The sequence below is a fragment of the Burkholderia sp. AU44665 genome, from assembly GCF_030504405.1.
GTDB lineage: Bacteria > Pseudomonadota > Gammaproteobacteria > Burkholderiales > Burkholderiaceae > Burkholderia > Burkholderia semiarida.
This window is the reverse complement of the sequence record NZ_JAUJRI010000009.1, coordinates 148,151-169,382: the sequence shown is the minus strand read 5'-3', so window position 1 is coordinate 169,382 and position 21,232 is coordinate 148,151. Positions and strand designations below refer to the sequence as shown.

Genomic DNA, 21,232 nt, shown 5'->3' with positions numbered 1-21,232 from the left:
CGGGGCTCAGCACGCCGCCGGCGCCATCCGCTTCCGGTGTTCGACGATGGAAAGTACCAGCGCCGCCAATCCGCATGCGGCGATGAGCGTGAGCAGCATCGTCCGGCCCAGGTTGACCAGCACCAGGCTGCCGAGCGCCGGGAAGCCGAACACGCCGACGAAATAGGACGCGACGAACCACGTGAGCACCGCGTGCCGGTGCCGCGTGTGCGCGCTGTTGACGGCTTGCGCCTGCACGATCGGATAGATCAGGCCGTAGCCGGTGCCGAGCAGCACGGCGCTGGCCGAGTGAAGCAGCGCGTTGTGCGGCACCGCGAACGTCACCGCGACGCTCAGGATCATGAAGCCGAGGAGGATCTGCGTGGTCGCGTCGACGCGCATCCGGATCACGAGCGCGCCGAGCAGCCAGCGAATGATGACGACCGTCGCCGAATACAGGCCGAAGAACGTTCCGGCCTTCACGCCGGTTTCCGTCGCCATCGACATCTGGAACGTCATCAGCCCCGAGAACACGCTCGAGCCGAGCGCGATGATGGCGATCGGATAGATCGCGTTCGTGCGGGCGATCGCCGCCATCTCGCGAACCCACCGGTCGCGCGCCGGCCGTGCGGCCGGCGGCGACGCCGGCGACAGGCGGCCGAAATACTCAAGCATCAGCGCGGCCATCGCGCACAAGCCGCCGACGGTGCAAAACACGGTGCCGGTCGTCCAGTGCCAGTTGCGTATCGCGAGCGCCGCAACCGCCGGCCCGCCGCCGACGCCGGCCATCTGGAACGACCCGAACCGCAGGAACCAGCGCTCGCGCTCGTGATCGGTGGTGCGCTCGGCGAGCATCATCGGCGCGGCCAGATAGAAGCCGCCCCAGCCGACTCCGACGAGCAGCCCGGGCACGGCGCTCAACGAGCCGGTGCGCCCGATCAGCGCGAAGCCGACGACGCCCGCGCCGACCATCAGCGCGGCCAGCGCGGTGGTGCGGGCCGTGCCGATCCAGCGGGCCAGCCACGCGACGAGCGGCAGGCCGAGCAGCGCACCGACCAGCGCCTGGACGAGCGCGATGCCGGTATCGATCTCGCCCCCGCCCGCCGAACGGAAATGCATCGACAGCAGGAACGTCGCGCCGTATCCGCACGCGGTCAGCAGCGCGCCGAGCAGCACGAACGACGCGACGCGCGGGGACATCGCATCCGCACCTGCCATCACGCCCCCTGTTCGTTTCGACATGCCGTATCGGCTCACGCGACCGCAAGCGGCAGCGTCACTGTCGCCTCGAGGCCGCCGGTGCTGCGATTGTTCAATTGCAGTTCGCCCTGCATCGCCTGCGTCAACCGACGCGCGATCGCGAGCCCGAGCCCCGAGCCCGGCGCACGCGCGGCCGTCTGCGGCGCGCGGTACCACGGCTTGAACACCGCCTCGAGCTCCGCCGGCACGATGCCCGGCCCGGAATCCACGACCGTCAGCATCACGCGCCGCGCGTCGACCCGCACGCATACGCGAACGTCGTCCCCATAACGCAATGCGTTGTCGATCAGGTTGACGAGCACACGGCGCAGCGCATGCGGGAAGGTCACGAGCGGAAGGCCCACGCGTCCGTCGAGGCCGATGCGCTGGCCGGCGTCGCGATAGTTGCCGACCAGCGCACCGAGCAGCGCATCGGCGTCGACGCGGCGCGGCGGCTCCGGCACGCTGCATTGCAGCCGTGCGCACACAAGGCTCGCCTCGACGAGCTCATTCATCTCCGCCAGATCGCGCTCGATCGCGTCGCGCAACGCGCCGTCCTCCAGCATCCCGCTGCGCAGCATCAACCGCGTGAGCGGCGTACGCAGATCATGCGCATAGGCGGCCAGCACATGCAGCAATTCCGTCATGCGCTCGGCGTGCTGGCGGTGCGCGCCGTCGATCGCGCGCGCGAGTTTCGCCACCGACGGCGCACCACGCTGGATCAACGTGTCGGGCAGCGATTCGATGCCGTTGTCCCCGATCGCATCGGCCAGGCGGCCGACGGTCGCGTCCAGTCTCATCAGGCGGAGCAGCTTCAGCCCCAGTACCGCCGCGACCAGTGCCACCAGGCCCGCGAATGCAGCGGCGATCAACAGCTCGTGCGTCGCCGCCGTCTGCCACGCGCGCGCGAGCATCGCGCGCACGTCGTACATCGCCGCCGCAGCCAGCAGCACACCGGTTGCGAGCATGAAGCGCACCGGCCAGACGACGAACTCGCGCGCATGCGCGAAGATCGTGCGGACGAGGGTGCGCAGCGCGCGCGTGAGCCTGGACTCAAACAAGGCTTCTGACGATAAAGTCGGAAAGTTCGCCATCTTGGTTCTCCTGTCGCCGTCGCCGCGGACGGTACGAGACAGATGAAAACACGCAGCGGGGCCGCGCACCATCAAACAAGCGGCCATTCATCCCCTACGAAGGTTTAGGTTGGCAGCGCGGCACGGCCGCCGATCAGACGTAACCGAGCGCGCGCGCGAGCCACGTTTCGAGCTCCCGCGCATCGAGCGGCTTTTCCAGCAGGCACAGCGCGGTGCTCGCGCGCACGCGCTCGCGTTCGCGCGCCGTCGCGAACGCCGTGACGAACAGGGTAGGAATGCGCAGGCCCAGCGCGTCGATCCGCGCCAGCAGGTCGATGCCGTCCATCGCCGGCATCTGGACGTCGCAGATCAGGCAACCCGCGCGGCGCGACACGTCCGACGCGAGGAATGCCGCTCCCGACGCGAACTCGCACGCGTTCCCGCCCAGCGACCGCACGAGGCTTCTCACGGCGGCGCGCACGAACGGGTCGTCGTCGACAATCGCTACGAGATCGGTGGCTGAGAGTGAAAGAGGCATCCGTGCTGATGGCGAGGGGAACGGACCGGCCCGTCCCACATACTGCGATCCAGATCGCCAGCATACCCGCGCGCTGCCGCGCCGCCACCATATCTACGTATGGGTCGGCCTTGCGCCGACCGCGCTCGGCCCGGGCCGGTTCACGCTAATCGCCGGCGGGCAGCTCGATGCCGAGCGCACTCATCTTGCGCACCAGTTCGGCGACCGAACGGCATTTCATCTTGCGCATCGCCTGGCCGCGATGGATCTTCGCCGTGATCTCCGCAATGCCCATGTTCCCCGCCACCTGCTTGTTCATCAGCCCCGTCGCGACGTGTTGCAGCACCTCGCGTTCGCGCGGCGTCAGCGATTCCCAGCATGCGCGCAGGTCGAGCAGCGACTGGCTGGCCTCCAGGCGCTTCGCGTCGCGCTCAAGCGCCGCCACCACTGCATCGATCATTTCCTGGTCGTGAAACGGCTTGGTCAGGAAATCCACCGCGCCCGCCTTCATCGCCTTCACCGTCATCGCGATGTCGCCGTGCCCCGTCATGAAGATGATCGGCATCTGCGGACCGCCGTTCTCGACCAGCGACTTCTGGAACGCGATCCCGCTTTGCCCGCGCAACCGCACGTCGAGCACGAGGCACGACGGGCCGCTGCCCTTCGGCGCCGCGAGAAATGCTTCGGTCGACGCAAATGCGTGCACCTCCAGGTCGATCGAGCGCAGCAGGCCGGTCAACGCGGCCCGCACGAATTCGTCGTCGTCGACGACGTAGACGACACGGCCGCTTTGGTCTTCGGATGAAGGCGCCACGTTTGGCATTCTGATCTCGGGCATTGCAATTCTTCGCTTGTGAATGTGCTGGAGCGGCCGCGGTCGGTTCGACGGCATCGCGACGCACGCCGCGCGGCGCGCGGCACCCTTGAAAACACGCACCCCCCGCGGATTATTCCAGCCGCCCTCCGCCGCGGCAACCGCGGGCCGCGCACCCGCGGTTCATGCCCCGCCTCGACTTCGTCACGCGCGCGGCACTCGCGCGTACGGCGGCGCCAGCGCGCAGACGAACGCGAACGGCGCCTGCCCGACCCGCTCCGCTTGCGCCCGCCGTCGCGCGCATCTGTATCCGCATGTATCGGGTTTTCGCATCGATACATGACCTTGCAAAACGGCGCGCACCGGACACATGCGAGATACCTGCCAGGCGCTCAATACACACACGGCGGCACCTGACGCCAACCACGACGCGGCGGCCCCATGCGGGCGTCGCCATCGGGTGCCGCGACGACGTTCCCATCCATCCCGCTCCAGGAGATTCACATGAATGCCTCGAAAATCACCTTCGTGCTCGCCGCCCTTGCAACCACCGCATCGGTGTACGCGGCGTCCCCCGCCGAGTCGGCCGCCGCCGGTTACGACGCACCGGCTGCCACGCAATGGGCGCCCGTCGCCGCGATGCCGAAGACCCGCTCGGAAGTCCGCCACGAGCTCGCGCTCGCGCGTCGGAACGGCGAGCTCGACGCGCTCAGGAAACTCTATTCCGGGCATTGATCGCCCGTCCTGCCAACCGGCCGGGTACCGGCGCGCACCGCCGGCATCCGCGCCGTCACCGCGTTGCCCCCGCGACTTCGGGCACGCCGCCTTCCCATGAAGCGAACCGAACTTGCAACGATGCTTCCCGACCTGCTGCCGCGCCTGCGGTCGTTCGCGATGCGGTTGACCGCGAATCGACACGACGCGGACGAGCTCGTGCAGCGCGCCTGCCTTCGCGCCCTCGAACGCGCGCATCAGTTGCGGGCCGGCACATCGCCCGTCAGCTGGGTCTTCTCGATCATCCATTCGATCTGGCTCAACGAACTGCGCCGGCGCAATCATCGCGATCGCCTGCTGCTCGAATGGAGCCACGCAGCGGCGGAGACGGTCGCCGATCCGCGCGCCGCATCCGAGACGCGCGTCGCCGTCGGCCAGATCCTCGCCGCCGTCGAGCGGTTGCCGGCATCGCAGCGCAGCGCGCTGCTGCTCGTGAGCATCGACGGACTCAGCTATCGGCAAGCCGCCGCCGCACTGGACGTCCCGGTCGGCACCATCATGAGCCGGATATCGCGGGCGCGCAAAGCGATTCGCGTCGCGCTCGATGCATCCGGCACGGCGCACGCGCGGCTTGCACGACCGGCCGCGGAATAAACCGCGCGCGTCGCGTGTTCAGTGTAGGCAAGCGCCTCCGCGACGACGGAGGCACCCGGCCCTTCACGACTCGAAACCCACATGTCAGCGCTTTCCAGGATGCTACTCGTCTATGACGGAACCGATGAGGCTCAGGCCGCGCTTGCGCGATGTTCGGCGCTGTCGCGCGCGCTGTCCGCGGCGGTCGACGTCGTGGCCGTGGTCGACCCGGCAACCGCGAACGCGCAGTCGGCCGGGCTGCTCAGCGATCTCGCGCACCGTCGTCTCGAGGAGTTCGCCCGGGACGAACTGCAACGCGCGCTCGGCACGCTCGCCGACGACGGCATCGTCGCGCGTGGCTTCGTGCGCTTCGGACGTGCGGCCGATGCCGTCGCCGCGCACGCGATGACGACGCGCGCCGACCTCGTCGTCGTCGGGCACCGGGCCCGCAGCGGAATCGCGCGCTGGTGGCGCGGGCGCCCCGTCCATTTCGATCTGGCCGAGCGCCTTCGCGGCGTGTCCCTGATCGTCGTGACGGTCGATGCGGCGTAGGCCCGTCACGCGGCCGCCTCGACCCTCTCGACCGCGTCGTGCACCGGTGCGTCGCTGCATGGCGCAATGGTCGCGGCGAGGATCATGCGCTGCCGATTGGCACTCAGGCAGACATCGCTCGCGCGCGGACGAAACACGCGGTCACCGCGCTCGATCGCGCGCCCCGTCAACGCGCAGACCGCCGGCGCGCGTGCGCGGCTCCTGCACCAGATCTGCTCGGTGTATCGCCCCGAACGCGCATCGCTCCATGACACGCTGATCAACGACGACGAAAGGCGCTCGATCACCGCGATCGCGGAAAGCGGCTCGTCTCGCGCGAATGCGCGATCGTCGTCGTCCAGGCGCAAGCCGAGGCGACGCGACTTGTATCGCGTGCGCTGCGCCTGCAGGCACACGTCGCGTTGCTCCAGCGAAGGATGGAGGACATTGATCAACGTGCGAATCATGATGTCTGCTTCAGGCAGTGTCGCCATCACCCTTTCTCCCACCGATCGGGTCAGTCGTATGAAAGCGGGCGCACGCATGCCGCCGGCGATGCGCCCGCGCGTCGCTCAGGCGCCGCCTTCCTCGCGCAGCGTGAGCCGGCTGTTGACCGACGTGACGCCGCGCACCTTGCGCGCCGCCTCGACCGCCAGACGATCCTGGTCTTCGCTCGTGATCTGGCCCGACAGCGTGACGCGCCCGGTCGCCGCGTTGCCGAACACCGCGATCGGCATGCCTTCCAGCCCCTTCGTCCGGTACAACGCCTTCTCGACCGTGCGCGAGAACGTGCGGTTGGCTGCCCGCACCGCCTTCTTCGACGTGCCGGCCGCCGGCGTGGACGTGACCGCGGCGTTCGCGCCGGCGGTATCGAGCCGCTCGTCGGCGAACGCGCGCAGGTTGACGCCTGCGATCAGGACGACGGCCAGGCCGCCGGTTACGACGATGTGTCGGAGTTTCATGATGGATTCCTTGGATGTCTGGTATCGAGTCGACCACTACGCATGTGCCGGTGACGCGCATCGTCACGATGCGAACGGATCGCGCGTGCGCAGCTTCGCGCATCGGGCGCGACGCATGCGGCGGAACCGTCGCCGTTGCGATCCGTGTACCGGTGGATCCAGCATAAGGGGATGCGTCGACGCGCTCCATAGCATCTGCAGGTGTTCGGGGTGATGCATCGGCATGAGGTATCGCATACGTTGGTATAGGCATCCGGTCCGTTCATGCGCATCCGTTCGCGATCGAGCCTGGCCCGCTCACATCGGAAACAGCGGAAGCGTCACCGTTGCCCGCGTTCCGCCGTCCTGCCGCGGCGTCAGCGCGAGCTGACCGTGATGCGCGTCGACGATGGATTTGCAGATCGACAATCCCATGCCCATTCCGTGCGGCTTCGTGGTGAACAGCGGCTCGAAGAGACGCGCGGCCAGCTGCGGATCGAAGCCGTCGCCGCGATCGTCGATCCGGATGCACACCCGGTTCCGGTCCGACTCGCACGTCAGTACGATGACACGCTCGTGCTCGGGCGTGCGCAGCATGGACTCGGCGCCGTTCATCAGCAGGCTGATGATCGCCTGCTGCAACTGCGTGCGTTCGCCGTGCATCGGCAGCGGCGCCGCGCATCCGTCGATCCGCAAACGCACCTTCATCGCGTCGAGCGTGCTTTCCAGGATGTCGGCCGTCTCGCGCAGTGCATCCGCGAGATCGAACTCGGCGAACACCGGCGCCGCCTGCCGCGCCTTCGCGCGCAACGCGCTGATGATGGTCCGCGCACGCACCGCGCATGCGCAGATGTGCGCGAGCATCTCGCGGGCCGCGTCGATATTCGGCACGCCGCGATCGAGCCAGTTCAGCCCGGCGCGCGCGGACGTGTCGATCGCCGTGACCGGCTGCGCGACCTCGTGCACGATCGACGCCGCCAGCTCGCCGTACGCGGTGAGCCGGCCGACGCGATCCATCTCGGACTGTGCGTCACGCATCGCCGCTTCCATCGTGGACAGCCGCGCGTGCTGCGCGGCAAGCTCGTCGCGCAACCGCAGGTTCTCCAGGACGAACCCCGCGTGCAGCGCGATCATCTCCACGAGCGCGACCTTCGCCGGCGTGAAGATGCCCGGCAAGTCGCCGTGTTCGAGATACAGCGCACCGAGCAATGCGCCGTTGCATCGGATCGGCACGCAGATCACCGCGCGCGGCTTGCGCCGGCGCACGTAGTCGTCGGTGCGCCATTGGTCGGCCGCGCAGGCATCGCGCAGCACGAGCCCGTTGCGCAGGTGCACGGCGGCGGCGACGATCGGAACCGGCAGTCGATCGGCCGGCGGTCGCTCCCGGCGCGGCGCATTCGGCGCGGTCGCGTCGGCGGCCCGCTCCCAGCCGCCTTCGCGCAGGACCGCGATCGCCCCCCACGTGGCCGCCGCGCCGTGCATCGCGGCATCGAGCAGCGCGCCGATGCGCGCCGCCGGCGGCACCTCGTCGGCCATCGCGCGCGACACGTGACGCAACACGTGCATGTCCGGCGCGAGCAGCGATCGACCCATCAGTTCGTCGAGGACCGGGCTCATGTCGGGACCGGCCGCGTCGGCGGCCGATTTCCACACCGTCCGCGCAGCGAAAGCGCTGCAGGAATCGTCGAGTTCGTTGTTCATGCGTCTATCTCCCGCGTACCGGATTTCGGCCTCGTCCGACCTGAATTCTATGTTTCATGTAGTGAGTACTCCACAAACGAATGTTAGCAGCACTTTCTCGAAATAAAAATGTGAAGATACGTTTACGGTGCGTTGTCCGGCGGCCAACCACCCCCAAACCACAACGATAAAGCATTGATTTATATCGATATTTATCTTTTGTTGCGCACCGCTCGCGAGATCAGTAGAATCCTCACATTCATGTAGCGTTCCCTGTATCAAATTCAAGGAATGCCGCCATCTCGGGTATTTTCATGCGGCATGGCCATGCGGCCGTGCCGGTGTAGGAACGGTATGACTCAGGCAGCAAAAGGCAAGGCGGTGCGCGGAACCGGTGTCCGGGAGGCAGCGGCACAGGAAACCCGCGACAAGATCCTGCGCGCGGCGACCAAGGTGTTCGCGCGCTACGGCTACGAAGGCGGCAGCGTGGAGCGGATTTCCAGGCTGGCGAAGTCCTATGACCGGATGATCTACTACTACTACGGGAGCAAGGAGGGGCTGTTCGTCGCGGTGCTCGAGGGCATCTACCGGCGGATGGACGAGGCGGAGCTCAGGATGGCGCCCGACCCTTCCGATCCCGTCGAAGCGCTGAAGTCCGTGATCCGCTTCAAACTGGACTACTATTGGCGCAATCCCGATTTCATCACGCTGCTCAATACCGAGAACCTGCACCAGGGCAAGCACTTGTCGAAGCTCGAGCGGCGCGGCGAATATTCGTCGCACGCGGTGCAGATCGTCACACGGATTCTCGACAGCGGTGTCGAACAGGGGTTGTTCCGCAGCGGGTTGAACGCGCGCGACGTATTCCTGCTGATCATTTCGGCCGCGTATTTTTATACGTCGAACCGTTATACGCTGTCCGCATTCCTCGGCGAGGAACTGAATGCGCCGGATGCCATGCGCCGCTGGGAAGCGTTCGTGATCGACAGCGTCCTGCGGGTCGTCCGCAAGGATGCATCGACCGGCGATTGAATGCGTTGCGTGCCGAGATCGGCGCGCGTAATCATGAAGATTCCCACACCGTCGTGATGAACTATCTTCGCGCCCACACCCTCGACGAAGTACTCGGCGCGCTCGCCGCCGAACCGCGGCCGCGCATCGTGTGCGGGGCCACGGACGTCTTCGCGGAGCTCGCGCTCGTGCCTGCCCGGTCGTCATGGCTGGACATCAGCCGCATCGACGCGCTGCACGGCATCGCGCTGCGCGACGGTGTCGTCCGGATCGGCGCGGCCAGCACGTGGGCCGCGATCGCGCGCACGGCATGGCTGCCGACGGCGCTCACGGAAGCCGCCGCCACCATCGGGCCGCGGCAGATCCGGGCGCAGGGAACGATCGGCGGAAACGTGTGCCACGCGTCGCCGGTCGCGGACGGCATCCCCGCGCTGCTCGCGCTCGACGCGCACGTCGAACTGGCGAGCGTGCGCGGCGTGCGGTGCTTGCCGTTGGCCGAATTCCTGCTCGGCAACCGCGTGGTCGCGCGCGATGCGGACGAACTGCTGGTTGCCGTGCTGTTCGTACAACCGCCCGTGCACGATCGCACGTCGTTCATCAAATACACGAATCGCGACGGCCCGGCGATCGCCGTCGTATCGGCTGCCGCGCGGCTGCGCGTCGATGCCGCCGGCACGATAGCGGCAGCGGCCGTCGCCGTGGGCGGCGCATCCGGCGTCGCGCGCCGGATGCGGGCGCTCGAGGCCGCGCTGGCCGGCCGCCGGTGCGACGACCTTACCGACACGATCGCAGCGGCGCCGCTCGCGGAGCTGACGCCGGTCGACGACTGCCGCGCGACGGCAGTGCATCGCCTTCATCTCGCGCGGCTGGCCGTGTCGCGCGCCTTCACATGCTGCATCGAGGAGAACGCCCGTGGCCCACTCCCCGCCTGACCCGCTTGCCGACGTACGCGATACGACAGCGGACGACAGCGCTCCGGCTCGCCCCGAGCCGGACTGGTTCGAACTCAACGGTACGCGGCGCGGCCTGCCGGCAGACCGCGCGCAGCGGCTGATCGACCACCTGCGCGCCGACCTGCGCCAGTTCGGCACCAAGGAAGGGTGCCGTCAGGGCGATTGCGGCAGTTGCACGGTAATCGTCGACGGCGAGGCGCGCTACGCGTGCCTGATTCCCGTCGCGCAGGTCGCGGGGCGCCGCATCGTCACGGTCGAAGGCCTGGCCGACGGCACGCGGTGCGGCAGCCGCCTGCAGGACGCGTTGCTCGCCCATCAGGCGGTGCAATGCGGTTTTTGCACGCCGGGCATGCTCACCGCGGCGGCGGCCGCGATCGACGCCGGCGAAGTCACCGACCGTGCGAGCGCGCGGGCCGCGATCGACGGCGTGCTGTGCCGCTGCACGGGTTACCAGAAGATCGTCGATGCCGTGACCGAGGTCGGCTGCGGGGCGGCCGCGCGCGGCCGGACGCCCGCGCCGGCCGAAGGGCCGTCCGTCGGCGTCCCGCTCACGCGCCTCGACGGCCCCGGGAAAGTCGACGGCAGCCAGCGCTTCGGCGCGGATGCGTATCCGGCCGACAGCCTGTTCCTGCGCGCCGTGCGTTGTCCGCATCACCGCGCGCGTTTCACGTTCGGCGACCTCGCCGCATTCGTCGACGCGCATCCGGGCGTGCATCGCATCCTCACGCACGCCGACGTGCCCGGCCTCAACGTGCATGGCGTCGCGACCCCGTATGCGGACCAGCCCGTGCTGGCGGAACACGAGGCGCGCCACCATCTCGAAGCGGTCGCGCTGGTGGTCGGCGAGCGCGCGGCGATCGCCGCGCTCGACCTCGATCGCTTTCCGGTGCGGTGGGAACCGCTGCAGCCGGTTCTCGCGGTCGACGATGCGAGGCGTGACGACAGCCCGCAACTGCACGCCGATCGCCCCGGCAACGTGCTGATCGAGGGGCTCGTGCGCCGCGGCGATGCCGAGCGCGCGTTACGGGACGCCCGCCACGTCGTCACGGCCACGTTCGCATCGAGTTTCGTCGAGCATGCGTATCTCGAACCGGAGGCCGGCTGGGCGAGGCGCGTGGGCGACACCGTCGAGATTCATTCGTCGACGCAAGCGCCGCATCCGCATCGCGCCGATCTCGCGCGCATTCTCGCGATCCCGCCCGAACAGGTGCGCGTCGTCGCGACCGCGGTCGGCGGCGGCTTCGGCGGCAAGCTGGACATGACGGTCCAGCCGCTGCTCGCGATCGCGGCGTGGCATCTCGGGCGGCCCGTCGCGATGGTGTTCTCGCGCGAGGAATCGATGGCCACGTCGACCAAGCGCCATCCGGCGCGCATCACGTCCAGCATGGCGGCCGATGCCGACGGCCGGCTGCGCGCGGTGACGTTCGACGGCGACTACAACACCGGCGCGTTCGCGTCGTGGGGAACGGCCGTCGCGAACCGCGTGCCCGTGCATGCCGGCGGGCCGTACGTGATTCCCCACTACACGGCGCGCTCGCGCGCGATTCATACCCACGTCACGCCGGCCGGCGCCTTTCGCGGCTTCGGCGTGCCGCAGACGACGATGTCGCAGGAACAGCTGATCGACGAGCTCGCGTTCGCGACCGGCATCGATCCGCTCGAATTCCGCGCGATGAACGCGCTGCGGCCCGGCGACGCGCTGCCGACGGGCCAGGTGCTCGACGACAGCGTGGGGCTCGTCGCGTGCCTCGATGCGCTGCGCCCCGCGTGGCGCGACGCACACGCGCGGCTCGCGACGCTCAATGCGGCGTCGCCGGGGCATCTGCGCCACGGCGTCGGCGTGGCCGCCTTCTTCTACGGCTGCGGCAACACCGCGTTGCCGAACCCGTCGACCGTGCGCTTCGGCATCCGGCCCGACGGCACGATCGTCCTGCACCAGGGCGCGGTGGACGCCGGCCAGGGCGCGAACACCGTCATTCCGCAAATCGCCGCCGATGCGCTCGGCGTGCCGGTCGACCGCCTGCACTTCATCGGGCCGGACACCGCGCTGTCGCCGGATTGCGGCCGCACGTCGGCGTCGCGCCAGACCCTCGTCACCGGTCGCGCCGCCTTTCTCGCCGGCACGATGCTGCGCCGCCGGCTGCTCGCGTTCGCCGGCGCGGCTTCCGATGCGCGCATTTCGGCCGATGCGTGCGGCATCGCCGTCGACGGCCGTCCGCTCGATCTGCGTGCGCTGCCGGTCGACGCGCATGGCTACGCGATCGCGGCCGAGGAAAGCTTCGATCCGCCGACCACGTCGCTCGATGCGGCGGGGCAAGGCACGCCGTACGCGACCTACGCGTTCGGCGCGCAAATGGCGGAAGTCGCGGTTGATTGCGACAGCGGGCGCGTGCGCGTGGTGAAGGTCGTGGCCGCGCACGACGTCGGCAGGATGGTGAATCCGACACTGCTCGAAGGCCAGATCGAAGGCGCGGTCGCGCAAGGCATCGGCATGGCGCTGATGGAGAAGTACCGCCCCGGCGAGGGCAACAATCTGCACGACTACGTGATTCCGACGGTGCACGACATGCCCGACGTGCAGTCGATCTTCATCGAGGCGCCGACGGCCATCGGCCCGTACGGCGCGAAAGGCATCGGCGAGCCGGCGCTGGTTCCGACGGCGGCGGCCATCCTGAATGCGATTCATCATGCAACCGGCGTACGCATCCGCGAAGCCCCCGCCACGCCGGACGTCGTGCTGCGCGCGCTCGCCGCCCGCACCTCGGCTGCCGCGCTTCGATAGCGGCGTTCCTACCTGGCGAACAAGAACGATGACGACAACGAGACAAGCCGATCAAGCATCGCTGGGCGCCGCACGACGCTCGTCCTGGTACGCGGAACTCGATCCGGCCGGCAAGCGCGCCTTCAAGGCCGCATTCGCCGGCTGGGCGACCGATGCGTTCGATTTCATGGTGTTCAGTTTCGTGCTGGCCTCGCTGATCGACCTGTGGGGCCTCGATCGCGGCAAGGCCGGGCTGTTGAGCACCGTGACGCTGATCTTCTCGTCGGTGGGCGGGTGGATCGCCGGCATCCTCGCGGACCGCTACGGGCGCGTCAAGGTATTGCAAGGCACGATCCTGTGGTTCTCGGTCTGCACGCTCGCGATCGGCTTCGCGCAGGACTTCGAACAGATTTTCGTGCTGCGCGCGCTGCAAGGACTCGGCTTCGGCGGCGAATGGGCGGTGGGCGCCGTGCTGATCGGCGAGACCGTCGCACCGGCCCATCGCGGCAAGGCGGTCGGCCTCGTGCAGAGCGGCTGGGCCGTCGGCTGGGGCTGCGCGGCGGTGCTCTACGGCATCGCGTTCTCGGTGCTGCCCGAATCGCTCGCGTGGCGCAGCCTGTTCTGGGTCGGCATCGTGCCGGCGCTGCTCGTGCTGTATGTGCGCAAGCACGTGGCCGAACCGGAAGCGTTCGTGCAGGCCGACGCCGCGCGCCGGCAAGGCGCGGGCCAGCCGTCGGTGTGGACGATCTTCTCGCGTTCGCACGCGCGCCGCACCGTGCTGGCCGCGCTGCTGTGCACCGGCATCCAGGGTGGTTTCTATGCGATGTCCACGTGGCTGCCGGCCTTCCTGAAGATCGAGCGGCACCTGTCCGTGCTCGACACCGGCGCGTATCTGTTCGTGATCGTCGTCGGGTCGTTCTGCGGCTATGTCGTCGGCGCGTACCTGTCCGACTGGTGGGGGCGCCGACGCAACTTCATGCTGTTCTCGGTGCTGTCGCTCGCGTCGGTGTACCTGTACCTGACGCTTCCGCTTTCGAATGCGCAGATGCTGTGGCTTGGCTTTCCGCTGGGCTTTTCGTCCTGCGGGATCTTCAGCGGGGTCGGCGCATACCTGACGGAACTGTATCCATCGACCGTACGCGGCAATGCGCAGAGCTTCACGTACAACTTCGGCCGCGGCATCGGCGCGCTGTTTCCGAGCCTCGTCGGCATGCTGAGCCATTCGCTGGGGCTCGCGTCGGCGATCGCGATCTTCGCCGGCGCGGCCTATGGCGTGGTGCTGCTGGCGGTGCTGCTGCTGCCGGAGACGAAGGCCCGGTCGCTTTGAGTCCCGGGCGGCCCGTCACGCGAGCGCCGCTTCGCGCAGACGGAACTGCGCGACCGCCGCGCTCAGCCGCGCGCCCTGTTCGTCCAGCGACAGCGCCGCGGCCGCCGCCTCCTCGACCAGCGCGGCATTGCGCTGCATCGTCTGCTCCATCTGGATCACCGCGGTGTTCACCTGTTCGATGCCCGACGACTGCTCGTCGAATGCCTGGCTGGTTTCGCCCATGATCGCGTTGACGCGCTCGACCGCCGCGACGAGCTCGGCCATCGCCGAGCCGGCCAGCGCGACGAGGCCGCTGCCGTCTTCGACGCGTCGCGCGGAATGGCCGATCAGCTCGCGAATTTCCTTCGCCGCGGCGGCACAGCGCTGCGCGAGCCCGCGCACCTCGGTCGCGACGACCGCGAACCCGCGCCCCTGCTCGCCCGCGCGCGCGGCTTCGACGGCGGCGTTCAACGCGAGAATGTTCGTCTGAAACGCAATGCTCTCGATCACGCCGACGATGCCGGAGATGCGCGTGGAGCTCTGCGAGATTTCGGACATCGTCTCGACGACGCGCTGCATCGCTTCGCCGCCGCGCGACGCGATGCCGGCCGCGCCCTCGACGTACGTGCGCGCATCGCGCGCGTTGTCCGCGTTCTGGCGCACGGCCGCCGTCAGTTGCTCGACGCTCGCGGCCGCCTGCTGCAGCGATACGGCCTGCTGCTCGGTGCGCGCGGACAGGTCGACGTTGCCGCTCGCGATCGTGCGCACGTCGCCGACGATCGTCTCGGTGCTCGCGCGCACCTGGCTCACGGTATCGACGAGGCCGTCCTGCATCCGCTTCAGCGCGTTCAGCAGATACGCCATCTCGTTCTCGCCCGGCACGACGACCGCGCCGGTCAGGTCGCCTTTCGAGATTTTCTCGAACTGATCGACCGCGAGGTTGATCGGCTCGATGATCGCTTTCGCAAGCACGCGCTGCGCAACGAAGCCGACGACGAGCGCCAGCACCGCGACCACGCCCATCCCCCACACGATTCGGTGGAAATTGACGCCGGCCGCATCGTAGCGCGCCTTCTGGCGCGTGACCTGGAACGATTCGAGCGCGTCGATCGCCGCCTGGTAGGCCGCGAACAGCGCGGGCGGCGCGGTGCGCTGCGTGTCGAGAAAGTTGAATGCGTCGTCGCCGTCGAGCTGCGACAGCGCCTTCAGGAACACGCGGTCGAGCAGTGCGCGACGATGGGTCTGCAGCGTGTCGAACAGCGCCTGTTCGCCGGCGTCGCGCGCGTGCAGACGCGCGTACGCGTCCAGTTCGTCGTTGCTCTGCCTGAGCAGCGTGTGGAGCTGCGCGACTTCGGCCTTCGCGGGCTGGCCGGCGCTGATGATCTGCGCAACGTCGCTCATGCGTTCGCGCAGCACGAGCATGCGCTCGGAGCTGGTCTTCAGGTGCAGCAGCGACGCGGTATCGTCGCGATACATCGCCTCGAGCGAGCCGTTGCCCATGTAGAGGGCCGCGATGCAGGCGCCGACCACCAGCACGAGCAGCACGGTATAGCCGGCGATGGTCGCGAGGAGGCCACCACGGATAGTGAGTTGTTTTCGCATGACGTTCCCTTGAGCCGGCCCGGCACGGCCAGCGGCGGAGGTGAATTCCGGAACACGAACGACGCGCGCCATCGCGCAATGCGCGGCGCGGGGCTGCGAACACGTTAACGGCGCGGGAAACGGGCGGCTTTTATCCGCACGCGACGCGAATCTGGACGATTGCGACAGAGAGAGGCGGAAGCAGCGCGGCTACCGGCCGTCGCCGGACCTCGAACGAATCTCGTCGGCCGACGCGTCGCGCGGGTGCGCGGCGGTCCGCCAAACGTTTTCCCACGCGTCCTTCACCATCGCCCGCCGGTCGCCGGTCGCCGGCATCGCGTCACGCGTCGGTCTCGTAAAACAGGCCGTATTCGCCGTTCGTTCTCCTGATTCGCGCGAACCCCGCTTCTCCCAAATGCATGCCGGCGATCAGCAGCCGTTCCGAGCTGACCCGGTCGAGCAGCCGCGAACGCGTCGCCGCCGCCTGCGACGCATCGTGGTCGAACGCAATCGACACGTCCGGCCGCTTGATCTGGATGTGCGAAAAATGCGCGATATCGCCCCACACGAGCAGGCCCTGATCGCCGGATTCGAGCACGTATCCGGTATGTCCGTCGGTATGCCCCGGCAGCGGCAGGGCCGCGATCCCCGGCAGCACCTCGCCTGCATCGAAGACCCGGAGCGCGTCGCCGTAAGCGTCGAATACCTGACGCGCGATCCGGAAATTGCCGCGGGCGCGCTCGCTGGCGCGGCTCAGATTGCCGTCGTCCCGCCAGAATTCGACCTCGCGCCGATGCGCGACCAGCTCCGCATTCGGAAACGCAACCTGTCCGGCCCCATTCACGAGCCCGCCGACGTGATCGGGATGGGCGTGCGTGAGCAGGACGGTGTCAATCGCGGCAGGATCGATACCGGCGAGCCGCAAATTGTCCTTCAGGCGGCCACCCCATTGTTTGATGCCGCCAGCCCCTGCGTCGACGAGAATCGTGCGGCCCGCGCCGCGCACCACGTAGCAATTGATATGCACGGCGGACGGCTGCTGCTGGCCGGCCGCACGCTGCATCCCGGCAGCGTCGGCCACGTCGATATTCGACAGGACATCGAGGCCGGCCGTGAGGTAGCCGTCGCTGATCGCGGTGATCGTGAAATCCCCGACACGCCGGCCGGGAAACGTCATGTTGGACACCATGCTTCTCCGGAGTGGCTAGTTTCGGGCGTGAAGGTTCGGCTCGGCATGACCGAAACAACGGATGCGTGCCGTCAGGCCCGTGCGGCGCACGACGGCGCGATCCAGCGCCTCCATGAATGCATGCATGACCGCGGGCGAGCGAAGCGACGCCTCGCGATACCGGATTTCCGCGAAAACGGGATGCCCGCATCCGTGCCGAACCGCCACGTAGATGACGTGGACGTTCCGCGGCTCCGCCTGAAGAACATCCGCACAGAGTTCGATGCAGTCGCCGGAAAGTTCGTCAAGGCGTGCGTCAGGCGGCATGCGCCGTGCATCGATATGGAAAGTCACGTTAGGCATCGCGCGCCCCTTTTGCGAGTTGCTCCGTGATCGGCGCGTACAGGTCGAGGCCGGCCGGCACGTTCCCGGCGACGGGGGCATCGCTCCGCGGCAGGACCGCGAGCCAGCGGCGCGCCGGATACCGCTCCAGCGCCACGGCCTGCATGGCCAGCGGCTTCAGGCCCAATCCGATCAACGGGTCGGGTCCGCTGGCGCTCAGCGCGAGCAGTTCGTCGGCATTGACCGCCGGCGCACGACCGATATCGCTGTAGAGATTGCGGTGCCAGTCGGTGATGTGTTGCTGCCAGCGCGCGAAATTGCCGCCGCCTTTGCGCCGATACTCATCGCCGGTCAGCACGCCGAGACCATCGATCGTGTGAACGGCCAGATAAACGGGGCAGCCGGCGCCGATCGCCTTGAAACGCTGCGACGTGTGAAAGCCGCTGACCGAGATGAGAGCCGGCAGCTTTTCGAGGCTGTAGAAGTCGTTCCATTCGGCTTCGCCGGCAGGGTCGGCGAAGGTGCATTCCACGGTGTAGATCATCGGATTGTCCTGTGTGACGGATCGGCATCCTGCGCTTCGAATGCGGGATATTCAGTGCAGTGACGTAATGCTAATCTGCTGTTTTCCGCGTAGATATCGACTTAAAGTCAGCCTTCAGTGATATTTGTTCAAGCTGACGGTCGAACGCGCTCCGACCGCGAGACTCCGATGCGACGCAAGATCCCGAGCAATTCCGCGCTCCTGGCCTTCGAGGCGGCGGCCCGACACGGCAGCTTCGCCCGCGCCGCGGACGAGCTGGCGCGCACCGAGGGCGCCGTCAGTCGCCAGATCGGCCGGCTGGAGGCATTCCTCGGCGTGACGCTGTTCGAACGCGTCGGCAACCGGGTGCGGCTCGCGCCCAACGGCACGCGATACGCGGTACAGGTGCGCGAGATTCTGGATCGGCTCGAACGGGACAGCCTGTATCTGATGGGGCAGCCCGTCGAAGGCGCGAGCCTCGACATCGCCGCGATTCCGACCTTCGCGACCCGCTGGCTGATCCCGCGGCTCAAGCGCTTTCAGGATCGCCATCCGAACGTCACCGTGCATATCGCCGAACGGATGGAGCCCTTCCTCCTGGCCGGCAGCGGATTCGACGCGGCCATTCATTTCGAACATCCGGCCTGGGCCGGCATGCATCTGCATCCGCTGCTGGAAGAGGTGCTGGTACCCGTCTGCAGTCCGGCGCTTCTCGAAGGCGTCGGCGCGCACCCGTCGCTGGATGCGCTGCCGCGCCTTCACCGGCGGCAGAATCCCGACGCGTGGCAAATCTATGCGCAGGAGACCGGCATCGAGCTGACCAATTCGGCGGTCGGCCCACGATACGATCTCCATTCGATGCTGATCGAGGCCGCGCTGGCCGGGCTGGGCGTCGCCCTGGTGCCGCGCCTTTACGTCGGGTCCGAACTTGAACAAGGGCGGCTGGTCGCGCCCTGGCCCGACGGCAACGCGATTACCAAGCACTTCTGCCTCGTGCTGCCCGAGCCGATCGAATTGAGCGCGGCGCCGGTACGGGCGTTTGCGGAGTGGGTGCTGGGCGAGGCGCGAGGGTTGGTGCGTTGATGCCGCGCCCGACGTTCATCGCGACACGGATCAGGAAAGCTCTTTACGGATGATGCAGACCGATATCGAAGCCCCGGGGCCCGCCGGCCCGCTGCGCGGCACGCTGTTGTCTCCTGGGACGGGCGATGTTCCGGTGGTGCTGATCGTGCCGGGATCGGGCCCGACTGACCGGAACGGCAACAATCCCTACGGCATTCGGGCATCGACCTATCGTTTGCTAGCCGAAGGACTGCTCGATCGAGGCATCGCGTCGGTTCGCATCGACAAGCGCGGCATGTACGGTAGCGCTTCGGCGATCGCGGATGCGGACGACGTCACGATCGACGACTACGCAGCAGACGTCCGCGCGTGGGTGGCCGCCATCCGGACGCGGACCGGTGCGCGCCGCGTATGGGTGCTCGGGCATAGCGAGGGAGGATGGGTCGCGTTGTCAGCGGCGCGGCAGACCGCCGATATTTGCGGTCTGATCCTCGTGTCAACACCGGGACGGCCGCTCGGACAGGTATTGGCGCAGCAGCTGCAGTCGAACCCCGCGAATGCCGGTGTACTGAGCAACGCGATGTCGATACTCGAATCGCTCGAAGCCGGGAAGACGGTCGACGCGGCCGACATCGATCCCGCGCTGATGCCGTTGTTCAGGCCGCAGGTTCAGCGGTTCCTGATGAGCGAACTGGCCATCGATCCGGCGGCCCTGCTGGCAGGCTATGCGAAGCCGGTACTGATCGTGCAGGGCGCGCGCGATATTCAGGTGGGCGTGCAGGACGCGCAATGGTTGAAAGACGCCAATCCACGCGCCCGGCTGGCAATTGTCGCGAACGCCAATCACGTGCTCAAGACCGTTCACACGGACACGCTGGACGACAACCTTGCCGCGTATTCGAACCCGGATCTTCCTTTGACAAACGGTGTGGTGGAAGCCATTTCGGCATTCGTTCGGGAGTCGAATGGCGGCGGCCTGGGTCATCCTGCGCTTTCGCAACGGAAAAACGCGCGATGACGCACCTGATTCGATTCCGGGTTCGGCCTGTTTATCACGGTAGCGATCTGCTGGTCGAAATACTCGATGACCACCGCGCAGCCGACTTTCCGGATATCGCCGCGATCCTCCGGGATGCGCTGCATGCCGTCCGGCTCGCGCATCCGGACGGCCTCGACGACCCGCACGTCGCCTTGTCGCAGGACCGCTATTTCAGCTATTGGGCGTATGATCGCGGCGACTATGAAATCGACGACGATATCTGGGGCTGGTGTGCCACCGTGCCGGTGAACAACCGGGTCATCGTCGCGGACATCGAGCGGGCGCTGCTGGCGACTGGAAGATTCATCAAGGAACCCGTGGATTTCGGCAAGTTTGCGTGACGCAAAGCGATCGCATCCGCCGGTACTTCGAACCGCCGCTCCCCTCCGCTAATCCAGATAGGGCTCCAACACACCCCCGATCCAGTCCATGAAAGCCCGCACGCGCGGCGAAAGATTGCGCCGATGGCGCAGACGCCGGCCGATGCGTCGCCTGACGAAATGTCGCCGGGCGATCTCGAAACGGCCCGCCGCTATGGCGCACGCGTCGCGATGATTGCCGGCCAGCTTCGTGCCGGCCAGTCACGCGGCGACTGACGCCAGGCTTCTCCGAATTCGACGATCGATTCCCGCGCCGCGCATCACTTCGGAAACACGCCCTTGCTCATCGCATCGAGCTGCCGAACGATCTCCGCGCGCAATTCGGCCGACAGCTCGACGCTGTCGAGCAGTTCTGAAATCCACAACCCGTCGGCGGCGAGCCGGCAGATCATCAGCGTCGCGGCCCGCTCGAGCGGCACAGGATCGGGTCGCGTCCATTCGCGCATCGGCACCGACCAGCGCGCACGCGTGTCCTGCTCGGTGATCATCGACGCGACCAGCACGCGCAGCACGTCGATACTCGCAGCCGGATTGGCGGCATCGAGCACCGCGTGCAGATACGCGCGCGCCGCCGCGCCGTCGCCGCGGGAATCGGCCGCCATCCGCGCGGCCAGTTGCGCGCCGAACCGTTCGGTCGCCTGCCCGAACAGCGCATCCAGCAGCCCCTGCTTGTTCGCGAAGTGATATTGCAGCGCGCCTTTCGTCACGCCGGCACGCTCGGCCACCGCATCGAGCGTCAATGCGGCCACGCCGTGATGCGTCGCGATCTCCGACGCGGCCGCCAGCAATTGCGCGCGCACCTGGTCTGGCGCTTTTTTTCTCCGCACGCCCGCAACAGCGGTAGCCGGCAGCGCCGACGATCCTACAGGCGCGCGTGCACCGGGCGTTCCAGCCGGTTCGACAGGCGCGGACACGTCGCGCGGCGTGGGTTCGAGGCGTTTTTTCATGACGCGGATGGTAGCACCGCCCGTCTCGATATAAACAT

General features: G+C 67.9%; 22 protein-coding genes and 2 pseudogenes. 11 read left to right on the top strand and 13 right to left on the bottom strand.

From position 1 onward, the window contains the following. Positions 1-6: 6 nt before the first annotated feature. The 4 genes from QZM15_RS20195 to QZM15_RS20180 form a co-directional block, all read right to left on the bottom strand. Positions 7-1,221, bottom strand: a complete 1,215-nt coding sequence (locus QZM15_RS20195; protein WP_302107124.1) for an MFS transporter — start codon at positions 1,219-1,221, stop codon at positions 7-9. Between the two features lie 11 nt (positions 1,222-1,232). Beyond that, on the bottom strand, positions 1,233-2,312 hold the full coding sequence (locus QZM15_RS20190; protein WP_059579244.1) for a sensor histidine kinase KdpD: 1,080 nt from the start codon (positions 2,310-2,312) through the stop codon (positions 1,233-1,235). Positions 2,313-2,445: 133 nt separating this feature from the next. After that, the gene (locus tag QZM15_RS20185) at positions 2,446-2,829 is read right to left on the bottom strand and encodes a response regulator transcription factor (RefSeq protein WP_059579247.1); all 384 of its coding nucleotides are present in this window, start codon (positions 2,827-2,829) and stop codon (positions 2,446-2,448) included. A gap of 145 nt (positions 2,830-2,974) precedes the next feature. Beyond that, entirely contained in the window at positions 2,975-3,631 is a 657-nt protein-coding gene (locus QZM15_RS20180) for a response regulator transcription factor (protein WP_099318244.1), read from the bottom strand. Between the two features lie 495 nt (positions 3,632-4,126). On the opposite strand from QZM15_RS20180, the gene QZM15_RS20175 reads away from it, so the two are divergent. The 3 genes from QZM15_RS20175 to QZM15_RS20165 all read left to right on the top strand — a co-directional run bounded on the left by QZM15_RS20175 (position 4,127) and on the right by QZM15_RS20165 (position 5,521). Beyond that, entirely contained in the window at positions 4,127-4,357 is a 231-nt protein-coding gene (locus QZM15_RS20175; RefSeq protein ID WP_059638997.1) for a DUF4148 domain-containing protein, read from the top strand. Between the two features lie 96 nt (positions 4,358-4,453). Beyond that, the gene (locus tag QZM15_RS20170; RefSeq protein WP_059579252.1) at positions 4,454-4,990 is read left to right on the top strand and encodes an RNA polymerase sigma factor; all 537 of its coding nucleotides are present in this window, start codon (positions 4,454-4,456) and stop codon (positions 4,988-4,990) included. Positions 4,991-5,071: 81 nt separating this feature from the next. After that, positions 5,072-5,521, top strand: coding sequence for a universal stress protein (locus QZM15_RS20165; RefSeq protein WP_226094162.1), 450 nt, complete (start codon positions 5,072-5,074; stop codon positions 5,519-5,521). Between the two features lie 5 nt (positions 5,522-5,526). On the opposite strand, the gene QZM15_RS20160 is transcribed toward QZM15_RS20165, so the two are convergent. The 3 genes from QZM15_RS20160 to QZM15_RS20150 form a co-directional block, all read right to left on the bottom strand. Beyond that, the gene (locus QZM15_RS20160) at positions 5,527-6,045 is read right to left on the bottom strand and encodes a DUF3331 domain-containing protein (protein WP_226094161.1); all 519 of its coding nucleotides are present in this window, start codon (positions 6,043-6,045) and stop codon (positions 5,527-5,529) included. Positions 6,046-6,072: 27 nt separating this feature from the next. After that, positions 6,073-6,462 carry a BON domain-containing protein gene (locus tag QZM15_RS20155; protein ID WP_059579260.1) on the bottom strand — a complete coding sequence of 130 codons (390 nt, stop codon included), beginning with the start codon at positions 6,460-6,462 and terminating at the stop codon, positions 6,073-6,075. A 297-nt stretch (positions 6,463-6,759) separates the two neighbouring features. Continuing rightward, entirely contained in the window at positions 6,760-8,142 is a 1,383-nt protein-coding gene (locus QZM15_RS20150) for a sensor histidine kinase (RefSeq protein ID WP_302107123.1), read from the bottom strand. A gap of 333 nt (positions 8,143-8,475) precedes the next feature. Here QZM15_RS20150 and QZM15_RS20145 point away from each other — a divergent pair, with 333 nt between their 5' ends. From QZM15_RS20145 to QZM15_RS20130, 4 genes are read left to right on the top strand one after another with little or no spacing between them, the layout of a single operon-like run. Continuing rightward, a complete protein-coding gene (locus QZM15_RS20145; protein WP_059579268.1) occupies positions 8,476-9,153 on the top strand; it encodes a TetR family transcriptional regulator in 678 nt (225 codons plus the stop codon). A 56-nt stretch (positions 9,154-9,209) separates the two neighbouring features. Then, a complete protein-coding gene (locus tag QZM15_RS20140) occupies positions 9,210-10,064 on the top strand; it encodes a xanthine dehydrogenase family protein subunit M (protein WP_302107122.1) in 855 nt (284 codons plus the stop codon). Continuing rightward, positions 10,045-12,867 (top strand): molybdopterin cofactor-binding domain-containing protein, encoded by a 2,823-nt coding sequence (locus QZM15_RS20135; RefSeq protein WP_302107121.1) that lies wholly within the window; start codon positions 10,045-10,047, stop codon positions 12,865-12,867. Before QZM15_RS20140 ends, QZM15_RS20135 begins: the two co-directional genes overlap by 20 nt. A 28-nt stretch (positions 12,868-12,895) precedes the next feature. Continuing rightward, positions 12,896-14,173: an MFS transporter gene (locus QZM15_RS20130; protein ID WP_060009126.1), complete on the top strand. Its 1,278-nt coding sequence runs from the start codon at positions 12,896-12,898 to the stop codon at positions 14,171-14,173. Between the two features lie 15 nt (positions 14,174-14,188). Here QZM15_RS20130 and QZM15_RS20125 read toward each other — a convergent pair whose 3' ends face one another. The 4 genes from QZM15_RS20125 to QZM15_RS20110 form a co-directional block, all read right to left on the bottom strand. Beyond that, on the bottom strand, positions 14,189-15,754 hold the full coding sequence (locus QZM15_RS20125) for a methyl-accepting chemotaxis protein (protein WP_302107120.1): 1,566 nt from the start codon (positions 15,752-15,754) through the stop codon (positions 14,189-14,191). A gap of 319 nt (positions 15,755-16,073) precedes the next feature. Next, complete coding sequence (locus tag QZM15_RS20120) at positions 16,074-16,919, bottom strand: MBL fold metallo-hydrolase (protein ID WP_302107156.1); 846 nt, start codon at positions 16,917-16,919, stop codon at positions 16,074-16,076. Positions 16,920-16,937: 18 nt separating this feature from the next. After that, complete coding sequence (locus QZM15_RS20115; RefSeq protein ID WP_124861423.1) at positions 16,938-17,264, bottom strand: hypothetical protein; 327 nt, start codon at positions 17,262-17,264, stop codon at positions 16,938-16,940. Beyond that, the gene (locus QZM15_RS20110) at positions 17,257-17,787 is read right to left on the bottom strand and encodes a hypothetical protein (protein WP_059579283.1); all 531 of its coding nucleotides are present in this window, start codon (positions 17,785-17,787) and stop codon (positions 17,257-17,259) included. The genes QZM15_RS20115 and QZM15_RS20110 overlap by 8 nt, the downstream gene beginning before the upstream one ends. A 168-nt stretch (positions 17,788-17,955) precedes the next feature. On the opposite strand from QZM15_RS20110, the gene QZM15_RS20105 reads away from it, so the two are divergent. From QZM15_RS20105 to QZM15_RS20095, 3 genes are read left to right on the top strand one after another with little or no spacing between them, the layout of a single operon-like run. Beyond that, entirely contained in the window at positions 17,956-18,849 is an 894-nt protein-coding gene (locus QZM15_RS20105) for a LysR substrate-binding domain-containing protein (protein WP_226224402.1), read from the top strand. Positions 18,850-18,898: 49 nt separating this feature from the next. Next, positions 18,899-19,846, top strand: coding sequence for an alpha/beta hydrolase (locus QZM15_RS20100; protein WP_302107119.1), 948 nt, complete (start codon positions 18,899-18,901; stop codon positions 19,844-19,846). Continuing rightward, complete coding sequence (locus tag QZM15_RS20095; protein ID WP_302107118.1) at positions 19,843-20,208, top strand: hypothetical protein; 366 nt, start codon at positions 19,843-19,845, stop codon at positions 20,206-20,208. The genes QZM15_RS20100 and QZM15_RS20095 overlap by 4 nt, the downstream gene beginning before the upstream one ends. Before the next feature lie 48 nt (positions 20,209-20,256). On the opposite strand, the pseudogene QZM15_RS20090 reads toward QZM15_RS20095, so the two are convergent. Next, a pseudogene (locus QZM15_RS20090) lies at positions 20,257-20,340 on the bottom strand (transcriptional regulator); the annotation flags it as partial. Here QZM15_RS20090 and QZM15_RS20085 point away from each other — a divergent pair. After that, a pseudogene (locus tag QZM15_RS20085) lies at positions 20,323-20,463 on the top strand (NADPH-dependent FMN reductase); the annotation flags it as partial. The pseudogenes QZM15_RS20090 and QZM15_RS20085 overlap by 18 nt on opposite strands. A gap of 44 nt (positions 20,464-20,507) precedes the next feature. Here QZM15_RS20085 and QZM15_RS20080 read toward each other — a convergent pair. After that, positions 20,508-21,194: a TetR/AcrR family transcriptional regulator gene (locus tag QZM15_RS20080; protein WP_302107117.1), complete on the bottom strand. Its 687-nt coding sequence runs from the start codon at positions 21,192-21,194 to the stop codon at positions 20,508-20,510. Between the last annotated feature and the right edge of the window lie 38 nt (positions 21,195-21,232).

Coding starts and splice junctions, on each gene's coding strand:
- QZM15_RS20195 (WP_302107124.1), bottom strand. CDS start 1,221: ATGTCGAAACGAACAGGGGGCGTGATGGCAGGTGCGGATGCGATGTCC.
- QZM15_RS20190 (WP_059579244.1), bottom strand. CDS start 2,312: ATGGCGAACTTTCCGACTTTATCGTCAGAAGCCTTGTTTGAGTCCAGG.
- QZM15_RS20185 (WP_059579247.1), bottom strand. CDS start 2,829: ATGCCTCTTTCACTCTCAGCCACCGATCTCGTAGCGATTGTCGACGAC.
- QZM15_RS20180 (WP_099318244.1), bottom strand. CDS start 3,631: ATGCCAAACGTGGCGCCTTCATCCGAAGACCAAAGCGGCCGTGTCGTC.
- QZM15_RS20175 (WP_059638997.1), top strand. CDS start 4,127: ATGAATGCCTCGAAAATCACCTTCGTGCTCGCCGCCCTTGCAACCACC.
- QZM15_RS20170 (WP_059579252.1), top strand. CDS start 4,454: ATGAAGCGAACCGAACTTGCAACGATGCTTCCCGACCTGCTGCCGCGC.
- QZM15_RS20165 (WP_226094162.1), top strand. CDS start 5,072: ATGTCAGCGCTTTCCAGGATGCTACTCGTCTATGACGGAACCGATGAG.
- QZM15_RS20160 (WP_226094161.1), bottom strand. CDS start 6,045: ATGCGTGCGCCCGCTTTCATACGACTGACCCGATCGGTGGGAGAAAGG.
- QZM15_RS20155 (WP_059579260.1), bottom strand. CDS start 6,462: ATGAAACTCCGACACATCGTCGTAACCGGCGGCCTGGCCGTCGTCCTG.
- QZM15_RS20150 (WP_302107123.1), bottom strand. CDS start 8,142: ATGAACAACGAACTCGACGATTCCTGCAGCGCTTTCGCTGCGCGGACG.
- QZM15_RS20145 (WP_059579268.1), top strand. CDS start 8,476: ATGACTCAGGCAGCAAAAGGCAAGGCGGTGCGCGGAACCGGTGTCCGG.
- QZM15_RS20140 (WP_302107122.1), top strand. CDS start 9,210: ATGAACTATCTTCGCGCCCACACCCTCGACGAAGTACTCGGCGCGCTC.
- QZM15_RS20130 (WP_060009126.1), top strand. CDS start 12,896: ATGACGACAACGAGACAAGCCGATCAAGCATCGCTGGGCGCCGCACGA.
- QZM15_RS20125 (WP_302107120.1), bottom strand. CDS start 15,754: ATGCGAAAACAACTCACTATCCGTGGTGGCCTCCTCGCGACCATCGCC.
- QZM15_RS20115 (WP_124861423.1), bottom strand. CDS start 17,264: ATGCCTAACGTGACTTTCCATATCGATGCACGGCGCATGCCGCCTGAC.
- QZM15_RS20110 (WP_059579283.1), bottom strand. CDS start 17,787: ATGATCTACACCGTGGAATGCACCTTCGCCGACCCTGCCGGCGAAGCC.
- QZM15_RS20105 (WP_226224402.1), top strand. CDS start 17,956: ATGCGACGCAAGATCCCGAGCAATTCCGCGCTCCTGGCCTTCGAGGCG.
- QZM15_RS20100 (WP_302107119.1), top strand. CDS start 18,899: ATGATGCAGACCGATATCGAAGCCCCGGGGCCCGCCGGCCCGCTGCGC.
- QZM15_RS20095 (WP_302107118.1), top strand. CDS start 19,843: ATGACGCACCTGATTCGATTCCGGGTTCGGCCTGTTTATCACGGTAGC.
- QZM15_RS20080 (WP_302107117.1), bottom strand. CDS start 21,194: ATGAAAAAACGCCTCGAACCCACGCCGCGCGACGTGTCCGCGCCTGTC.